16 protein-coding genes are annotated in these 15,709 nt (G+C 59.7%); all 16 read right to left on the reverse strand.

Annotated features, from left to right (window positions below):
- Position 1: 1 nt before the first annotated feature.
- The 16 genes from ACMX25_RS06615 to ACMX25_RS06690 all read right to left on the reverse strand — a co-directional run bounded on the left by ACMX25_RS06615 (position 2) and on the right by ACMX25_RS06690 (position 15,577).
- Positions 2–682 carry an urease accessory protein UreF gene (locus tag ACMX25_RS06615; RefSeq protein WP_414948752.1) on the reverse strand — a complete coding sequence of 227 codons (681 nt, stop codon included), beginning with the start codon at positions 680–682 and terminating at the stop codon, positions 2–4.
- Entirely contained in the window at positions 669–1,394 is a 726-nt protein-coding gene (ureE, locus tag ACMX25_RS06620; RefSeq protein ID WP_414948753.1) for an urease accessory protein UreE, read from the reverse strand. Before ureE ends, ACMX25_RS06615 begins: the two co-directional genes overlap by 14 nt.
- A gap of 13 nt (positions 1,395–1,407) precedes the next feature.
- The gene (gene ureC / locus ACMX25_RS06625) at positions 1,408–3,114 is read right to left on the reverse strand and encodes an urease subunit alpha (protein WP_414948755.1); all 1,707 of its coding nucleotides are present in this window, start codon (positions 3,112–3,114) and stop codon (positions 1,408–1,410) included.
- A 22-nt stretch (positions 3,115–3,136) separates the two neighbouring features.
- Positions 3,137–3,442: an urease subunit beta gene (locus tag ACMX25_RS06630; RefSeq protein WP_414948757.1), complete on the reverse strand. Its 306-nt coding sequence runs from the start codon at positions 3,440–3,442 to the stop codon at positions 3,137–3,139.
- An 11-nt stretch (positions 3,443–3,453) separates the two neighbouring features.
- Positions 3,454–3,756: an urease subunit gamma gene (locus ACMX25_RS06635; RefSeq protein WP_031362362.1), complete on the reverse strand. Its 303-nt coding sequence runs from the start codon at positions 3,754–3,756 to the stop codon at positions 3,454–3,456.
- A 68-nt stretch (positions 3,757–3,824) separates the two neighbouring features.
- Positions 3,825–4,544 (reverse strand): amino acid ABC transporter ATP-binding protein, encoded by a 720-nt coding sequence (locus ACMX25_RS06640; protein WP_414948758.1) that lies wholly within the window; start codon positions 4,542–4,544, stop codon positions 3,825–3,827.
- Entirely contained in the window at positions 4,531–5,181 is a 651-nt protein-coding gene (locus ACMX25_RS06645; RefSeq protein ID WP_414948759.1) for an amino acid ABC transporter permease, read from the reverse strand. The genes ACMX25_RS06640 and ACMX25_RS06645 overlap by 14 nt, the downstream gene beginning before the upstream one ends.
- Entirely contained in the window at positions 5,178–5,855 is a 678-nt protein-coding gene (locus tag ACMX25_RS06650) for an amino acid ABC transporter permease (protein ID WP_414948760.1), read from the reverse strand. Before ACMX25_RS06650 ends, ACMX25_RS06645 begins: the two co-directional genes overlap by 4 nt.
- A 61-nt stretch (positions 5,856–5,916) precedes the next feature.
- Positions 5,917–6,720, reverse strand: coding sequence for a transporter substrate-binding domain-containing protein (locus ACMX25_RS06655; RefSeq protein WP_414948761.1), 804 nt, complete (start codon positions 6,718–6,720; stop codon positions 5,917–5,919).
- 214 nt (positions 6,721–6,934) lie between these two features.
- The gene (locus ACMX25_RS06660) at positions 6,935–7,828 is read right to left on the reverse strand and encodes an urease accessory protein UreD (protein ID WP_414948762.1); all 894 of its coding nucleotides are present in this window, start codon (positions 7,826–7,828) and stop codon (positions 6,935–6,937) included.
- A gap of 44 nt (positions 7,829–7,872) precedes the next feature.
- Positions 7,873–8,565 (reverse strand): urea ABC transporter ATP-binding subunit UrtE, encoded by a 693-nt coding sequence (urtE, locus tag ACMX25_RS06665; protein ID WP_414948764.1) that lies wholly within the window; start codon positions 8,563–8,565, stop codon positions 7,873–7,875.
- 24 nt (positions 8,566–8,589) lie between these two features.
- Complete coding sequence (gene urtD / locus ACMX25_RS06670) at positions 8,590–9,417, reverse strand: urea ABC transporter ATP-binding protein UrtD (protein ID WP_414949053.1); 828 nt, start codon at positions 9,415–9,417, stop codon at positions 8,590–8,592.
- A 47-nt stretch (positions 9,418–9,464) separates the two neighbouring features.
- Complete coding sequence (gene urtC, locus ACMX25_RS06675; RefSeq protein WP_414948765.1) at positions 9,465–10,655, reverse strand: urea ABC transporter permease subunit UrtC; 1,191 nt, start codon at positions 10,653–10,655, stop codon at positions 9,465–9,467.
- Between the two features lies 1 nt (position 10,656).
- A complete protein-coding gene (urtB, locus tag ACMX25_RS06680) occupies positions 10,657–12,276 on the reverse strand; it encodes an urea ABC transporter permease subunit UrtB (protein ID WP_414948766.1) in 1,620 nt (539 codons plus the stop codon).
- 163 nt (positions 12,277–12,439) lie between these two features.
- On the reverse strand, positions 12,440–13,741 hold the full coding sequence (gene urtA / locus ACMX25_RS06685) for an urea ABC transporter substrate-binding protein (protein ID WP_414948767.1): 1,302 nt from the start codon (positions 13,739–13,741) through the stop codon (positions 12,440–12,442).
- Between the two features lie 516 nt (positions 13,742–14,257).
- Positions 14,258–15,577 (reverse strand): MFS transporter, encoded by a 1,320-nt coding sequence (locus tag ACMX25_RS06690; RefSeq protein WP_414948768.1) that lies wholly within the window; start codon positions 15,575–15,577, stop codon positions 14,258–14,260.
- Positions 15,578–15,709: the final 132 nt, after the last annotated feature.

The raw sequence follows: 15,709 nt of genomic DNA on the forward strand, positions 1-15,709 counted from the left end.
TTTAAGAGCGGAACAAGCGTGAATATTGTGATTCGTGGCGCGCCGACAGAATGCCGAGTTGCGGCGCGAAGGTGTTGATTTCATCCGGCGACGTATCGAGCGCTTTTTCCACAGCGGTATCGATGGCAACGCGCAACGCAACGATGATCCGCTGCCCCGCGATCTGGCCCAGCGGCACCGCTTTTAGCGCGGCGGCGGCCTGGTTTTCGACCCAGGAGAATGCGTAGGCGGCGAGGGCGGCGTCAGTGGCGGCATCGTGAGCGTAAGCGGCGAAGGCAAATGCGGTGGGCTGCGAGACTGGCTTGATGGCGTTTAACGTGGCTAAACGCGCGGCATCGCCCCATTCGAGTTGCGTGCACAACTGGGCAAGCGACCAGCCCATTTGCTGCGTCTCGCGACGTAGTTCTGCCGACTCGCGGCTGGCGAGGAATTCTTCATCGGCACCGGCGAGGCCTGCTGCATCGTGATCGCGCCAGCGGGTCATCTGGTGCGCGAGAAAGGGCAGCTCGCCGCGGGCGAGGACGTTGGTCAGCCCGCTTGCGATCCATTCGCGAGCGCTGTCGCCATCGTGGATCAAGCCGTGTTCTATCGCCGACTCAAGACCCTGCGAATAACTGAACGCGCCAATAGGCAGTGCCGGCGACGCCAGATGCAGCAGCGCAGTAAGCTCAGCGATGCGCATGACCGTGGTCGTGGTTATGGTTGTGATCGTGGCCTTCGTGGCTGCACTGCGAGTGATCGCCGTGGTCGTGGCCTGCGCCGTGAGCGTGGGTGGCGTGGTCGTGTGCTTGATCATGAGCGCCATGGTCCGCATGCCCATGCGAGCACTGCGAATGGTCGCCATGATCGTGGCCTGCGCCATGTGCATGACCGTGATCGTGTCCATGATGTTCATCGAAGACTTTTTGCGCGAGCGCGTAGTCTTCTACAAACGTCTCGTCATGCCCGTGTTTGTGACCGCCGCCATACGCGCCCGTCTCCGGTTGGAACGGCGCTGTCGCGTGATCCACGTGCGCGCCCAGGCGCTTGAGCATGTCTTCGAGCACCGGATCAGCTTCCAGTTTCAACTGTCCCGCGGTCACTTCAACCGGCGTGTGGCGATTGCCCAAGTGATAGGCGGCACGCGTCAGCGTAATGGGATCGTGAGCGTGTACAACCATCACATCTTGCGGCGCGGCAATCACGCGCACCAGGCCGCCATCGTCGGCGACCAGCATGTCGCCATCGCGCAGCACCGTTCCGCGCGGCAGCACCAAGGCCACTTCCTCACCGTTATCCAGTGTCGCGGCCAACCGGCTCTTGCAGCGCTCATCGAAGGCAAGGGTCAAGGTCGGCGCGCGTTTGATCAGCGGTGCGGCAAGTTTCGCTTCGATACGTTTATCGATCGTGCGCATAGAGTCTCGGCAATCAGAAAAGGAAGTAGCGCTGCGCCATGGGCAAGACGGTTGCCGGCTCGCAGGTGAGCAACTGGCCGTCGGCTACCACCTGATACGTTTCCGGATCGACGGTAATGAACGGCCTGTACGCATTGTGAACCATGTCGGCCTTCGAGATATTCCGGCAGTTCTTCACCGCGACCACTTGCTTCTTCAATCCATATCGTTCGCCGATGCCGTCATCCAGCGCCATCTGCGATACAAACGTCAGCGAGGTCTTGCCCAACGCACCGCCGCGTGTCGCGAACATCTCGCGATAATGCACCGGCTGCGGCGTGGGAATCGATGCGTTCGGATCGCCCATCTGCGCGACCGCGATCATGCCGCCCTTCAGGATCATGGCGGGTTTCACGCCAAAGAACGCGGGTTCCCAGAACACGAGATCCGCCCATTTGCCCGGTTCGATAGAACCCACTTCATGCGCGATGCCATGCGTGATGGCCGGGTTGATCGTGTACTTGGCGACGTAGCGTTTCGCGCGGAAATTATCGTTGCGCGATGAGTCTTCGGGCAACGCGCCGCGCTGCGTTTTCATCTTGTGCGCGGTCTGCCACGTGCGCATGACGACTTCGCCAACACGCCCCATCGCCTGCGAATCCGATGACAACATGGACAACGCGCCCAGGTCATGAAGAATGTCTTCGGCGGCAATGGTTTCGCGTCGAATCCGCGATTCGGCGAACGCGATATCTTCAGCAATCGATGGATCCAGGTGATGGCAGACCATCAGCATGTCGAGGTGTTCATCGAGCGTGTTGATGGTGTACGGCCGCGTAGGATTCGTCGAAGAAGGCAGCACGTTCGACTCGCCGCAGACCTTGATGATGTCCGGCGCATGGCCGCCGCCCGCGCCTTCGGTGTGATACGTGTGGATCGTGCGGCCCTTGAACGCGGCCACGGTCGTTTCAACAAAACCCGCTTCGTTCAGCGTGTCCGTGTGAATGGCGACTTGCGTGTCGGTATCGTCGGCAACGGATAAACAGTTGTCGATAGCAGCCGGCGTCGTGCCCCAGTCTTCATGCAGCTTGAGCCCGATCGCGCCGGCCTTGATCTGTTCGATCGCGGGGGCAGGCAGGCTCACATTGCCCTTGCCGAGAAAGCCGAGGTTCACTGGCCAGCCATCGGCGGCTTGAAGCATGCGTTCAAGATGCCACGGTCCCGGCGTGCAGGTCGTGGCGTTCGTGCCCGTTGCCGGACCGGTGCCGCCGCCGAGCATTGTCGTGATGCCGGAGGCCAATGCTTCATCAATTTGCTGCGGGCTGATGAAGTGAATATGCGAGTCGATACCCCCCGCCGTCACGATCATGCCTTCACCGGCAATCACCTCGGTCGCCGCGCCAATTGCTATGGTCACCCCCGGCTGGATATCCGGATTGCCCGCCTTGCCGATCGCAAACACGCGCCCGTTCTTGATGCCGATGTCCGCCTTCACGATGCCCCAGTGATCGAGGATCAGCGCGTTCGTCACGACCGTATCCACCACGTCGGCGTGCACGCGTTGCGACTGGCCCATGCCGTCGCGGATCACCTTGCCGCCGCCGAACTTGACCTCCTCGCCGTAGGTCGTGAAGTCGCGTTCGACTTCGATCAGCAGGTCGGTATCGGCGAGACGCACGCGGTCGCCGGTGGTCGGGCCGAACATCTCCGCGTAAGCGCGGCGTCCGATGCGTAGCGTCATTTTTGTAATCCTGAAGGTGAAATCAAAGCGGACCCATCACGAGGCCGTTGAATCCGAAGACCTTGCGATCGCCTGAAAGCGCCACGAGTTCAACCGTGCGTTCCTGGCCGGGTTCGAAGCGCACGGCCGTGCCTGACGCAATGTTCAGCCGGAAGCCTCGGGCGTTGTCGCGATCGAAGGTGAGCGCCGTGTTGACTTCGAAGAAATGAAAATGCGAGCCGACCTGCACGGGCCGGTCACCCGTATTCGATACCGTCACGGACACCGTCTCGCGGCCCGCGTTGAGTTCGTGTTCACCATCGTCGATCAGATATTCGCCAGGGATCACGGGCGGCTCCTTCAGGGAATCGGATGATGGACGGTCACGAGCTTGGTGCCGTCGGGGAAGGTCGCTTCTATCTGGATGTCCGGGATCATTTCCGGCACGCCGTCCATCACATCGTCGCGGGTGAGCAGCGTGGTGCCGTAGTGCATGACGTCGGCGACGGTGCGGCCGTCGCGCGCCGCTTCCATCAGCGCTGCCGAAATGAACGCGATGGCCTCCGGATAGTTCAGCTTCAGCCCGCGTGCGCGACGCCGTTCGGCGAGCAGCGCGGCGGTGAAGATCAGCAGCTTGTCTTTTTCGCGGTGAGTGAGCTTCATGGGTTCGGAGCGTGTCTTGTTTGAAGTGCTGAAGTTAAATGAAATCCTAGCATTGCTATCCTACGATTTCATTGGATGAACTTCTGTAACTCGACGGTCGTCGGCCGCTCGAAGATCTCTTCCGGGGTGCCGCTTTCCCACACGCGCCCCTGATGCATGAAGACGACCTTGTTCGACACGCGCCGCGCGAAGCGCATCTCGTGCGTGACCATGATGAGCGTCATGCCGTCGGCGGCGAGGCTTTCCACAACGGCCAATACTTCACCCACGAGTTCGGGGTCGAGCGCGGAGGTGATTTCATCGCAGAGCAGGACCGAGGGCTTCATGGCAAGCGCCCGTGCAATCGCCACGCGCTGCTGCTGTCCACCTGAAAGTTGTTCGGGATAGGCGTTGAATTTATCGCCGAGGCCCACGCGTTCAAGCACTTGCTCAGCGGTCGCGCGCGCCTTCGCCTTGTGAACCTTCTTCACCACCGTCTGCGCGAGCATCACGTTCTGTCCTGCGGTCAGATGCGGAAACAGGTTGTACTGCTGGAACACCATGCCGACCTTGAGGCGCAATGCACGCAGATCCGCATGACGTGCGTCCATGTGCTCGCCGTCGATTTCGATCGACCCTTCGTCGATACTTTCCAGTCCGTTCAAGGTGCGCAGCAGCGTGCTTTTACCTGAGCCGCTGCGTCCGATGATTGCCACCACCTGACCCGACTCCACCGAAAAATCGATGCCCTTCAGGACCTGGTTCGCGCCGAACTGCTTCTTGAGGTTTTGCGTTTCAACGAGCGGCATTCCATTTCCTTTCGAGCGTGCGCGCGGTGCGGGTAAGCGGATAACAAATCACGAAATAGATCACGGCGACGAGACCGTAGACCACGAACGGCCTGAACGTCGCGTTCGAAATCATCGTGCCGGCTTTCGTGAGTTCGGTGAAACCGATGATTGACACCAGCGCCGTGTCCTTCACGGCTTGCACACCGAAGCCGACCGTCGGGCCGATGGCAATGCGCGTGGCTTGCGGAAGAATCACATGACGCAGTTGTTCGAAGTAATTCATCGCGAGACTGGACGATGCTTCCCATTGACCCTTGGGAATAGCCTCGACGCAGCCGCGCCAGATCTCGGCGAGATAGGCGCTGGTGAACAACGTAAGTCCAACCGTTGCAGCAATCCACGGCTGAACTTCGATGCCGAGCAGCGGCAAGCCGAAGAACACGAGGAACAGTTGCATCAGCAGCGGCGTGCCCTGGAATATCTCGATGTAAACCTTCACGATGGTCCGCAAAACCCGCGAACTCGACACGCGCATCACAAGCAGCACGAAGCCCACGATCCCGCCGGCCACGAAGGAAACAATCGACAACACGATGGTCCAGCGCGCCGCGAGCAGCAGGTTCGTAAGGATCTGTTCAAACGTAAATTCGATCATCGGGCGCCTCGCAGGTTGCGGGCGAACAGGCGTTTGCCTGCTTCGTTGAGGACGAAGCGCAAGAGGATCGCCATCACGAGGTACGCGGCCGTGATCAGGAAATACGTTTCGAACGCGCGGAAGTTGCGCGACTGGATGTAGCTTGCGGCATAGGTGAGATCAGAGACGGATATCTGCGATACCACCGCCGAGCCAAGCATCGTGATCACGATCTGGCTTGTCAGCGCCGGGAACACCTTGGCGATGGCTTGCGGCAAGACCACATGCCTGAACGTCTCGCCGCGAGTCATGGCAAGCGACGCCGCCGCTTCAAGATGCCCCTTCGGCACGGCCGCGATACCCGAGCGGATGATCTCCACCGAATACGCGCCGAGATTGAGCGTCATCGCGAGGACGGCGGCCACGTATTCATCGATGCGAATGCCCAGCGCCGGCAGCCCGAAAAACACGAAGAACAATTGCACGATGAACGGCGTATTGCGGATCGCTTCCACGTAACCGCCAACGAACGAACGCACCGCCGGATACTTGCTGCCTTTGCCCGCTGCACCGAGTATGCCGACCGCGAGGCCGAGCACCGTTGACACGGCGGTCAGGCCAAGCGTGACTGCCGCGCCGCTCGCGAACATGCCGGCGTACTGCCCGAGATCGCCGAACTGGAGTTGATAAGCCATTGAATCGGCGCCTTGTTATTTGAGCTTTGTTTTTAAGCTTGATGTCGAGTGACGCGCAAGATTACAAACCGGCCGGCAATGGCGCCTTGAACCATTTCTCCGACATCGCTTCGAGCGAGCCGTCCTTTTTCGACTGGGCGATGGCTGCATCGACCTTAGCCAGCAAGCGCGGTTCGTTCTTGTTCATGCCGACGAAACACGGCGAGTTCTTGATGATGAATTTCGGTTCCGGACGGCGCGGCGGATTCTTCGAAAGGATGGCTGCGGCCACGATATTGCCCGCCGCAATCAGATCAACCTGGCCGGAGAGGAATGCCTGGATGGTTGCGTTGTTGTCCTCGAAACGCTTGATGGTCGCGTTCGGCGCCATTTGCGTCAGCGCGATTTCTTCGAGCGCGCCGCGGGTTGCGCCGACCGTCTTGCCGGTGAGATCGGCGGGGCCGGTGACCTTGACATTGGCGGGCCCGAACACGCCCTGGAAGTACGGCGCGTAAGGCGCTGAGAAGTCCATGACCTTCTCGCGATCCGGCGTCTTGCCCAGCGACGAAATCACGAGATCCACTTTGTTTGTCGTCAGATACGGCACGCGATTCGCGCTGTTGACCGGCACGAGTTCCAGCTTCACGCCGAGCGACTTGGCGAGCAGCGCGGCCATGTCGATGTCATAACCTTGCGGCTGCATGTCTGCGCCGACGGCGCCGAACGGCGGGTAATCCTCCGGCACGGCCACTTTCAGGACGCCGGCTTTCGTGACGTTATCGAGCGCATCGGCTTGGGCGGTCAGCGGGATTAGAGCAAACGCCGGGAGGGCGATGAGAGCGGCAACTGCAGAGCGAAGCGCGTGGCGGCGAAGCGTGTTGGTCATTTGATTCTCTTTCCTTGGATCGCGGTGTGGCGCGGTGCGTCTCGTTGATGGTCACTGATGGACGCACTCGTCGGAAAGGGATTTAAGCGAGAGTCGTGCCATTGCTTTTGCGCCTTGCTGGACGGGCTTGAGCGGGGCACAAGCCGTTGCGATGCACAAAACATGGGCTTAATTGTGCGCTTTTGTAGTGCGCATTTTATGAGGAATAACCCGGCTACGTTGTCCAAAGCCGCAACGGTCTGGCATCGACGCGATGAATGAGCGGGCGCAACGTGGTCCAGCATTCGGTCATTAATCGTTGGAGAGGTTCCATCGAGTGGCTGGCGGCACGGATGATCAGTATGCCCGGCGCGACGCAGGAAGCGGCGGCGCGGAGGCTGTCATTGAACGGAAATTGCGATGTCAGGGACTCCGCCAGCGCGTCGTCGCACCCCGCACCGAGTGCCCATAGCGTGCCGTAGGCGGGAAAGCCCGCAAGGCCTTGTGGCGCAAGCCGCAGGGGGTCATTGGCGCTGAGCAGCGCGCGTTCGAACCAGCGCAACCGGCCCTTGCTGTCCTTGATCCGCGCGGTGGAAACCAGGCGGCCGTCCGACCATCGTTCACCCGCTGCTTGCCGGCCCAACTGCATTGCGTCCCAGCCGATAGCCGTTGCCGATTCATCCATTGTCAGCGTGAAATCCAGCGCCACATTTGATGACTCGAACACGATGTTGTTCTGCGGCAGCCAGTCGAGCTTTGCGTTCGCGTCGACGCGGATATGAATGCGCTGCGTGGCAAGTTTGCCGTTCGCCTTGTACCACTTGGTCGCGCCGGGCGTCGTGATGACCGCGTGCGTTTGCTCGCCCAAGTTGATATTGATTGCCAGCCGGTCGCCGCCTGCCACGCCGCCTGGCGGATGCACGATGACCGCGTGGCAGATGGCATCGCCTTCGGGGTACAAGGGCCGTTGCATGCGCAGCGGGCCCATATGCTTGCGATGCGTGAGCGCGGTGCGTTCGGGAGGCTGATGTGTAAAGCCGAGTTCGAGCTGGCCGTGCCACTCGCCGGAATCAGAGTCAGGGTCCGGGACAGTCGAGGGCAACAGCGCAGCGATAGGTTCGTGATGCATGGGGCTTTCTGGAGTAGAGCGAGTCGCCAATAGTACGGCGAGCGTCAGACTGCGATCAACTCCCGCACGCCTTCGGCTTCCATGTCCGTGCCCGCGCCGCCGGCTACGATTTCGCCGCGGCTCATGACCCAATATCTGTCCGCCAGTTCCCGGGCGAAGTCGTAGTACTGTTCGACGAGCAATACCGTCATGCCCATTTCATCGACGAGTTGACGCAACGTGCGCCCGATATCCTGGATGATGGACGGCTGGATGCCCTCGGTGGGTTCATCGAGAATGAGCAGTTGCGGTTCGCTCATCAGCGCGCGGCCGATTGCAAGTTGCTGTTGCTGACCGCCCGATAGATCGCCGCCACGGCGGCTTTTCATGTCTTTGAGCACGGGGAAGAGTTCGTAGATTCGGTCCGGTACTTTCGATGGCGTCTTGCGGCTTGCTGCGCCGACGAGCAGGTTTTCTTCAACGGTCAGGCGGCCGAAGATGTCGCGGCCTTGGGGTACATAGGCGAGGCCGCTTGCGACGCGCTTGTAGGTCGGCATGGAGGAGATTTTTGCGCCGCGCCAGGAGATTGTGCCGCTTTTGGTCGGCACTACGCCCATCAGGCAGCGCAGCAGGGTGGTCTTGCCTACGCCGTTGCGGCCGAGTAGAACGGTTAGCTTTCCATCCGGCACGGTCATCTTCACATCGCGCAGGATGTGGCTGCCGCCGTAGAACTGGTTAAGTGAATCGACTTCGAGCATTTTTATAATCCCGGGGTGGCCAGATCAACGACCAAGATACGACTCGATCACTTTCTCGTTGCGCTTCACTTCGTCAAGCGTGCCGTGCGCGAGTACGCTGCCTTCGGCCATCACCGTCACGCGTCCGGTATCGCCTGAGAGCGCAGCGACAAATTCCATGTCATGCTCGACAACCATCATCGAACACGTACCGCGCAGCTTATTGAGCAATTCCGCAAGCTGCATCGTCTCGTGGTCCGTCATACCGGCGGCCGGTTCATCAAGGAGAAGCAATGCCGGCTGCTGCATCAGCAACATGCCAATCTCCAGCCGCTGCTTCTGACCGTGCGACAACTCGCCGGCATAACGCGTGGCATCGGCTTCGAGATGGATCAGCTCCAGCGTTTCTTCAATGCGCGCTTGCGCTTGCCGATCCAGCTTTGACCTGAGCGATGCAAGCCACCCTTTGTCAGTTTTCATCGCGAGCTCGAGGTTCTCCCACACCGGATGATTCTCGAACACAGTCGGCTTCTGGAACTTGCGCCCGATTCCCGTACGCGCAATGACCGGCTCCGACATGCGCGCGAGATCGAACGTCTGCCCAAGAAAAACCTTGCCGGAATCCGGCCGCGTCTTACCCGTAATGACGTCCATCATCGTGGTCTTGCCAGCGCCATTGGGCCCGATCACGCAACGCAGTTCGCCTACATCAATAGACAGCGTCAGCTTGTTCAGCGCGCGAAAACCATCGAAGCTCACGGTCACATCTTCAAGGTACAAAATCGTGCCGTGCGAGACATCGATCTCACCGGGCTCCAGCACGTGACCGAGACCCGTGATGCCGTTCTGGTTACGCTCGTTGATTTCCGGCAGCGGCGGCAGATCGACGATCAAGGCGTTGTACGCATTCGCTAATGTGTTCAATGTGGATGTCCTCCGGCTTTCTTCTTGCGCAGCGCGATATCGATAAGACCCATGATGCCGTTTGGCAAAAGCAAGGGCACGAGCGTGAAGATCAGGCCCAGGAAGAACAGCCAGTATTCAGGGAAGTTCGCCGTAAAAAAGCTCTTCGCGCCGTTCACCGCGAACGCACCGATAATCGGCCCAATCAAGGTTCCGCGCCCACCCACGGCGACCCAGATCGCCATTTCGATAGAGTTACCCGGCGACATCTCGTTCGGGTTGATGATGCCGACTTGCGGCACGTACAACGCCCCCGCAATGCCGCACAGAATTGCTGATACGGTCCAGATAAAAAGCTTGTACGACAGCGGGCTATAGCCAAGAAACATCAGCCGCGCTTCGCCATCGCGAACGCCCGTAACCACACGCCCGAGCTTCGACGTCACAATCGCCCGTGCCGCGATAAACGCAAGAATCAGCACGCCCAGCGTCATCATGAACAACACCGTGCGCGTACTCGCCGACGTGATCGGAAAGCCCGCTATGCGCTTGAAATCGGTGAAACCATTGTTGCCGCCGAAGCCGGTTTCGTTGCGATAGAACAGCAGCATCGCGGCGAAGGTCATGGCTTGCGTGATGATCGACAGATACACACCTTTGACGCGCGAGCGGAAGGTGAAAAAGCCAAAGATCCATGCAAGCACCCCCGGCACCACGATCACCAGCAACAGCGCGTACCAAAGGTGCTCAGTGCCTTGCCAATACCAAGGCAGCTTGTGCCAGTCGAGGAACACCATGAAGTCGGGCAGATCGCTTTGATAGTTTCCTTCGCGGCCAATCGAGCGCATCAGGTACATGCCCATTGCGTAACCGCCGAGCGCGAAGAACAGCGCGTGCCCGAGGCTCAAGATCCCGCAATATCCCCAGACGAGATCGAGCGCCAATGCACCTATCGCGTAGCACATGAGCTTGCCGACAAGCGTCATCGAATAAGCACTTAAGTGGAACGTGCTCGACTCCGGCAGCACCAGCGCCGCGACCGGCACGTAGATACCCATCGCAATGATGAACGCGATCAGCGCAATCCAGCCGTTGCGAGGAAGGAGAGCTGCGCGCGGCGGCAGGCCCAACGCGAAACCTTCGCGCTTTGCCTGCTCGTCGGGCTGCGGCGCGACGTCGAGATTCGCGGAGACGTTGGGTGTATTCATCTCAAACCTCGGCGCTTCGGCCCTTCAAGGCGAACATGCCTTGAGGACGTTTCTGGATAAACAACACGATCAGCACGAGCACCGCGATCTTCGCAAGCACCGCGCCCCAGAACGGCTCGATCGTCTTGCTGACAAGCCCGAGACCAAACCCGCCGATCACTGTTCCCGCCAGTTGTCCGACACCGCCAAGCACGACCGTCATGAATGAATCGATGATGTAGCTTTGCCCCAGATCCGGTCCGATATTGCCGATCTGCGAGAGCGCACAGCCGCCGAGCCCGGCGATGCCGGCGCCAAACGCAAATGCATAGGAATCCACGCGAGCGGTCTTCACGCCAACGCACGCCGCCATGCGGCGGTTTTGCGTGACGGCGCGCACGAACAAGCCGAGGCGTGTCTTGGTTAGCACGACCCAGGCGAGCAGCACGACGACCAACGAGAAGCCGAGAATGGTGAGACGGTTGTACGGCAGGATCAGGTTCTGCATGACGGAGACGCCGCCGCTCATCCACGATGGGTTCGTCACCTGCACATTTTGCGCGCCGAAAATCGTACGCGTGGCCTGGATCAGGATCAGGCTGATGCCGAAAGTGGTCAGCAGCGTTTCGAGCGGACGCCCGTAGAGATGTTTGATTACCAACCGTTCAAGCACGATGCCGACGACCGCCGCCGCCGCGAACGACACCGGCACGGCGAACAGCGGATACCAGTTGAACGCGCCCGGTGCGTAGTGCTGGACGAGGTTCTGGACCACATACGTGGCATACGCGCCGATCATCAGGAACTCGCCATGCGCCATGTTGATCACGCCGATCAAGCCGTACGTGATCGCAAGGCCCAGTGCCGCGAGCAACAGCACGCTGCCGAGCGACAACCCCGCGAAGATCGTGCCGACAATCTCGCCGCGTCGTTGTATCGAGTTCAGTTCTTCGATGCCTGCCTGCGCTGCGGCCCGCACGCGTGCGTCGGGCTCGGTAAAGGTGCCGTCCGCGTTCTTCGCAACGATCGGGCGCAGCAGTTCGTTCATATCCAGGTCGTGACGCGCGGCGACCAGTTCGACGGCTTCGAGGCGCTTGTTGGCGTCGGTATCGTGTAATGCGGTGGTGGCCCAGAGCGTATCGAGGCGCTTCTTGAGCGCTGGGTCGGTCTCTTTTGCGCGGGCTTTATCGACGAGCGGTTTGATAGACGGATCGGCGTTCTTCAGCAATTCGTCGATAGCCGCGCGGCGCACAGCAATATCCGGCGATGCCAGCTGCAACCCCGACAACGCACCCGATACCTTCGAGCGCAGCAGATTGTTTAATGTGACCGGTTGCGCATCGGGCGCTTCCACCACTTTGTTGGTGAGCGGATCCTTGTTGCCGTCATCGGTCTGGATCAGCACTTTGCCGGCATCGGTGGCGACCAGCGAGCCATCGGAAAGCGCGTTCAGCACCGCCACAGAAGGGGCATCGGCGTTAGCGATCAGCTTGTCGACGGCGGCTGACTTCGCGTCGAAGTCGTCAGCGGCAAGTGGCGCGAGATCGTCAGCTGTCAGGGCCGCGAATGCGGCGATCGGCATGCAGGCAATCAGGATTGCGCAGAGGCCACGGCGAGCGAAGCGAAGCATCGAATCAGTCATGAATGGCCTGTCAGGTGGAGCGGAGCGGGGCGTGGCCTGTTGCGTGCTGCCCGGAATCGTACGAACCGCCGCTCTTGTTGTTGTGCTTCGAGCGCGGCGGTTCGATGTTTCAACGTTGGTACTTACCAAGGCTTGATGCCGAGGCCCAAGCCACTCAAGCTCCTTAAGCCACGCGTCGGCGGCGCAGGAAATCCGGAATCGAGCTGACGACATCCGGCTTGCCTTCGTTGCCCGGAATGTACGGACTCCACGGTTGCGCGCGAATAGCGGTCTTGGTGCGCCACACGACGTTGAACTGGCCGTCCGCACGCACTTCACCGATCATCACTGGCTTGTGCAGATGGTGGTTCCCGTCCATCTCCAGGGTGAAGCCCGACGGCGCCGCGAACTTCTGGCCGACCATGGCCACGCGGATCTTGTCCACATCGACGCTCTTCGCTTTTTCAGCCGCCTGCTTCCACATGTGGATGCCGACGAAGGTCGCCTCCATCGGGTCGTTCGTCACGCGCTTGTCGCCGCCCGGCAGGTTGTTCTTCTTCACCCAGTCGGCGAACATCGCCTTGAACTTCGTGTTCTCCGGGTTCTTCAGCGACATGAAGTAGTTCCACGCGGCCAGGTTGCCGACCAGCGGCTTTGTATCGATACCGCGCAGTTCCTCTTCGCCCACCGAGAACGCGACGACCGGCACATCGGTGGCCTTCAGGCCTTGATTGCCGAGCTCTTTATAGAACGGCACGTTGGAGTCGCCGTTCACCGTCGAGATTACGCAGGTCTTGCCGCCTTGCGAGAAGGTCTTGATGTTTGCAACGATGGTCTGATAGTCCGCGTGGCCGAACGGCGTGTAGACCTCCTGGATGTCGTCGTCCTTCACGCCTTTGGAGTGCAGGAACGCGCGCAGGATCTTGTTCGTCGTACGCGGATAGACGTAGTCGGTGCCGAGCAGGAAGAAGCGCTTGGCGCCGCCGCCTTCCTTGCTCATCAGGTATTCGGTTGCCGGAATGGCTTGCTGGTTCGGTGCCGCGCCCGTGTAGAACACGTTCTTCGACATTTCTTCACCCTCGTACTGCACCGGGTAGAAGAGCAGGCCATTGAGTTCTTCGAACACCGGCAGCACCGATTTGCGCGATACCGATGTCCAGCAGCCAAACGTCACCGCAACCTTGTCTTGCGAGATCAGTTGACGGGCTTTTTCGGCGAAGAGCGGCCAGTTCGATGCCGGATCGACCACGACCGGTTCGAGTTGACGTCCGAGCACGCCGCCGCTTGCATTGATCTGGGCGATGGTCATCAGCGCAGTGTCTTTCAGCGACGTTTCCGAAATCGCCATCGTTCCAGAGAGCGAATGGAGAACGCCGACTTTAATCGGTCCGGTATCGGCGGCTTGCGCCTTTGAAATGGGCAGTTGGCCCGCAATCGCGAGCGCGCCCGACATGGAGCCGAACTTCAGGAGACTGCGTCGTTTCATTGTGTTTCCCCTTGCCGATATGTTTGTTTGAGGCGGGTGTCGGATGGATTTTTTTATATCGCTGACGAAGGGTCAGTGGGTTGGACACTGCAAGGGTTATGCCAATCGACGGTTTGTGCTGAGGGAAGGTGAGATTGAAGGTGGGACGGGGCAAGAGGGGGAGCAGCGGTGTCAATGCTGATGCATTGATTTGGTGCAGAGGCGGAAGAGACGCCTTGTGGCGGTGCGTCAGGCGTGGGGGTGGAGCGCGGGACTTTTGCAAATAAGCAGTGGGTCGCTCCGGGCGGAGCTTCTACCCGATTTCCAGATGCGAGTTTCGGGTTCGTATTGCAACAACAGTTTCGCTATTCAATATTTTCGCGAGAAGCTTTTAAAAGTGCGGGCGAGGATTGATTAACCCAAAGATGGCCTTCGTTTGAACCCCTCGCTTGGGCGGTCATTCGGCCGGAGCGCCATTCTTGCCGGCGGCGCCCCGATTGCAAGTGCATTCGGGCTAAATCCTGCGTGACGCAGGTTTTATCGATTCACCATCCGCTTCGGCACGCTCAACGCGAGCAATCCACCCAGCACCATAAACGCGGCGAGCATATACATGCCGCTGGCGTTCGATGCTGTCACTTGCTTCAACCATCCCACGAGATAAGGACTCAAAAACCCCGCCAGATTCCCGAGTGAGTTGATCATCGCGATCCCGGCGGCAGCACCCGTCCCAGCCAGAAATGCGGTAGGCAAGCTCCAGAACAGCGGCAACGTAGTGAGAATCCCCATCGTAGCCAACGTAAGCCCGAACATCGCCATCGGCGTATTCGTGGACCACACCACCGACACCACCAACCCCAACGCCCCCACAACCGCCGGAATCGCGATATGCCATCGCCGTTCGCCACGTTTATCGGCACTACGCGCAACAAGCAGCATGCCGATCACCGCCGCACCAAACGGAATCGCCGACAACAATCCGATAGTCAGCGCATCGGTCACGCCCGTCGCCTTGATAATCGTCGGCAGCCAGAAGCTCACGCCATAAAGTCCCATCACGAATGCGAAATACGTCAGGCTCATCAACCAGACCCGGCCGCTTTTGAGCACCTCAAGCACGGGCATGTCTTCCTTCTCGACGTTGTCCTTAGCAATATTCCTCTCGAGCAACTCGCGTTCTTCAACCGTCAGCCACTTCGCTTTCGCGATGCCATCGTCCATGAAAATGAACACCACAATCCCGACCACGATGGATGGAATGCCCTCCAGCAAGAACAGCCATTGCCACGCATGCCAGCCGTTGACGCCATCGAAATTTTTCATGATCCAGCCCGACACTGGGCCACCGATCAACCCCGATAACGCGATCGCCGTCATGAACAACGTGGTCATGCGCCCGCGCCGTTCAGCCGGAAACCAGTACGTGAGATAAAGAATGATGCCCGGGAAAAATCCCGCTTCGGCCACGCCCAGAATGAAGCGCATGACATAGAACATCGTAGGCGTGGTGATGAACATCGTCAGCGCCGAAATGATGCCCCACGTGATCATGATCCGCGCGATCCACACGCGCGCGCCGACCTTGTGCAAGATGACGTTGCTCGGAATTTCGAAGATGAAATAGCCGAAGAAAAAGATGCCTGCGCCGAAGCCGTAAACAGCATCGCTCAAACCAAGATCCGTCGACATCTGCAGCTTCGCGAAGCCCACGTTCACACGATCCAGATATGCCACCACATAACAGATCAGCAGCAACGGCGAGAGCCGCCAGGCGACCTTCTTATACGTCGCCGCTTCGAACGCGGAGGGTGGCGCGCCCGCGCCCGGTCGATGCAAATCACCCGCAGTACTGGCCATTTTGTCTCCTGACTATTTTTATCGATGGGAAAATATGCTGTCGATTTTAGCCGCTCGCTCCAAGCCGCAACCATCTGTTTTCTATGGGGAATACACCGATGATCGGCATCCGGTGCGCAAGCACCGGATACC

This window comes from Caballeronia eucalypticola, from assembly GCF_047608185.1.
Classification (GTDB): domain Bacteria; phylum Pseudomonadota; class Gammaproteobacteria; order Burkholderiales; family Burkholderiaceae; genus Caballeronia.

Excerpts from the sequence above, each read along its gene's own strand:
- ACMX25_RS06615 (WP_414948752.1), bottom strand. The coding sequence starts at position 682 with ATGCGCATCGCTGAGCTTACTGCGCTGCTGCATCTGGCGTCGCCGGCA.
- ureE (WP_414948753.1), bottom strand. The coding sequence starts at position 1,394 with ATGCGCACGATCGATAAACGTATCGAAGCGAAACTTGCCGCACCGCTG.
- ureC (WP_414948755.1), bottom strand. The coding sequence starts at position 3,114 with ATGACGCTACGCATCGGACGCCGCGCTTACGCGGAGATGTTCGGCCCG.
- ACMX25_RS06635 (WP_031362362.1), bottom strand. The coding sequence starts at position 3,756 with ATGAAGCTCACTCACCGCGAAAAAGACAAGCTGCTGATCTTCACCGCC.
- ACMX25_RS06640 (WP_414948758.1), bottom strand. The coding sequence starts at position 4,544 with ATGCCGCTCGTTGAAACGCAAAACCTCAAGAAGCAGTTCGGCGCGAAC.
- ACMX25_RS06645 (WP_414948759.1), bottom strand. The coding sequence starts at position 5,181 with ATGATCGAATTTACGTTTGAACAGATCCTTACGAACCTGCTGCTCGCG.
- ACMX25_RS06650 (WP_414948760.1), bottom strand. The coding sequence starts at position 5,855 with ATGGCTTATCAACTCCAGTTCGGCGATCTCGGGCAGTACGCCGGCATG.
- ACMX25_RS06655 (WP_414948761.1), bottom strand. The coding sequence starts at position 6,720 with ATGACCAACACGCTTCGCCGCCACGCGCTTCGCTCTGCAGTTGCCGCT.
- ACMX25_RS06660 (WP_414948762.1), bottom strand. The coding sequence starts at position 7,828 with ATGCATCACGAACCTATCGCTGCGCTGTTGCCCTCGACTGTCCCGGAC.
- urtE (WP_414948764.1), bottom strand. The coding sequence starts at position 8,565 with ATGCTCGAAGTCGATTCACTTAACCAGTTCTACGGCGGCAGCCACATC.
- urtC (WP_414948765.1), bottom strand. The coding sequence starts at position 10,655 with ATGAATACACCCAACGTCTCCGCGAATCTCGACGTCGCGCCGCAGCCC.
- urtB (WP_414948766.1), bottom strand. The coding sequence starts at position 12,276 with ATGACTGATTCGATGCTTCGCTTCGCTCGCCGTGGCCTCTGCGCAATC.
- urtA (WP_414948767.1), bottom strand. The coding sequence starts at position 13,741 with ATGAAACGACGCAGTCTCCTGAAGTTCGGCTCCATGTCGGGCGCGCTC.
- ACMX25_RS06690 (WP_414948768.1), bottom strand. The coding sequence starts at position 15,577 with ATGGCCAGTACTGCGGGTGATTTGCATCGACCGGGCGCGGGCGCGCCA.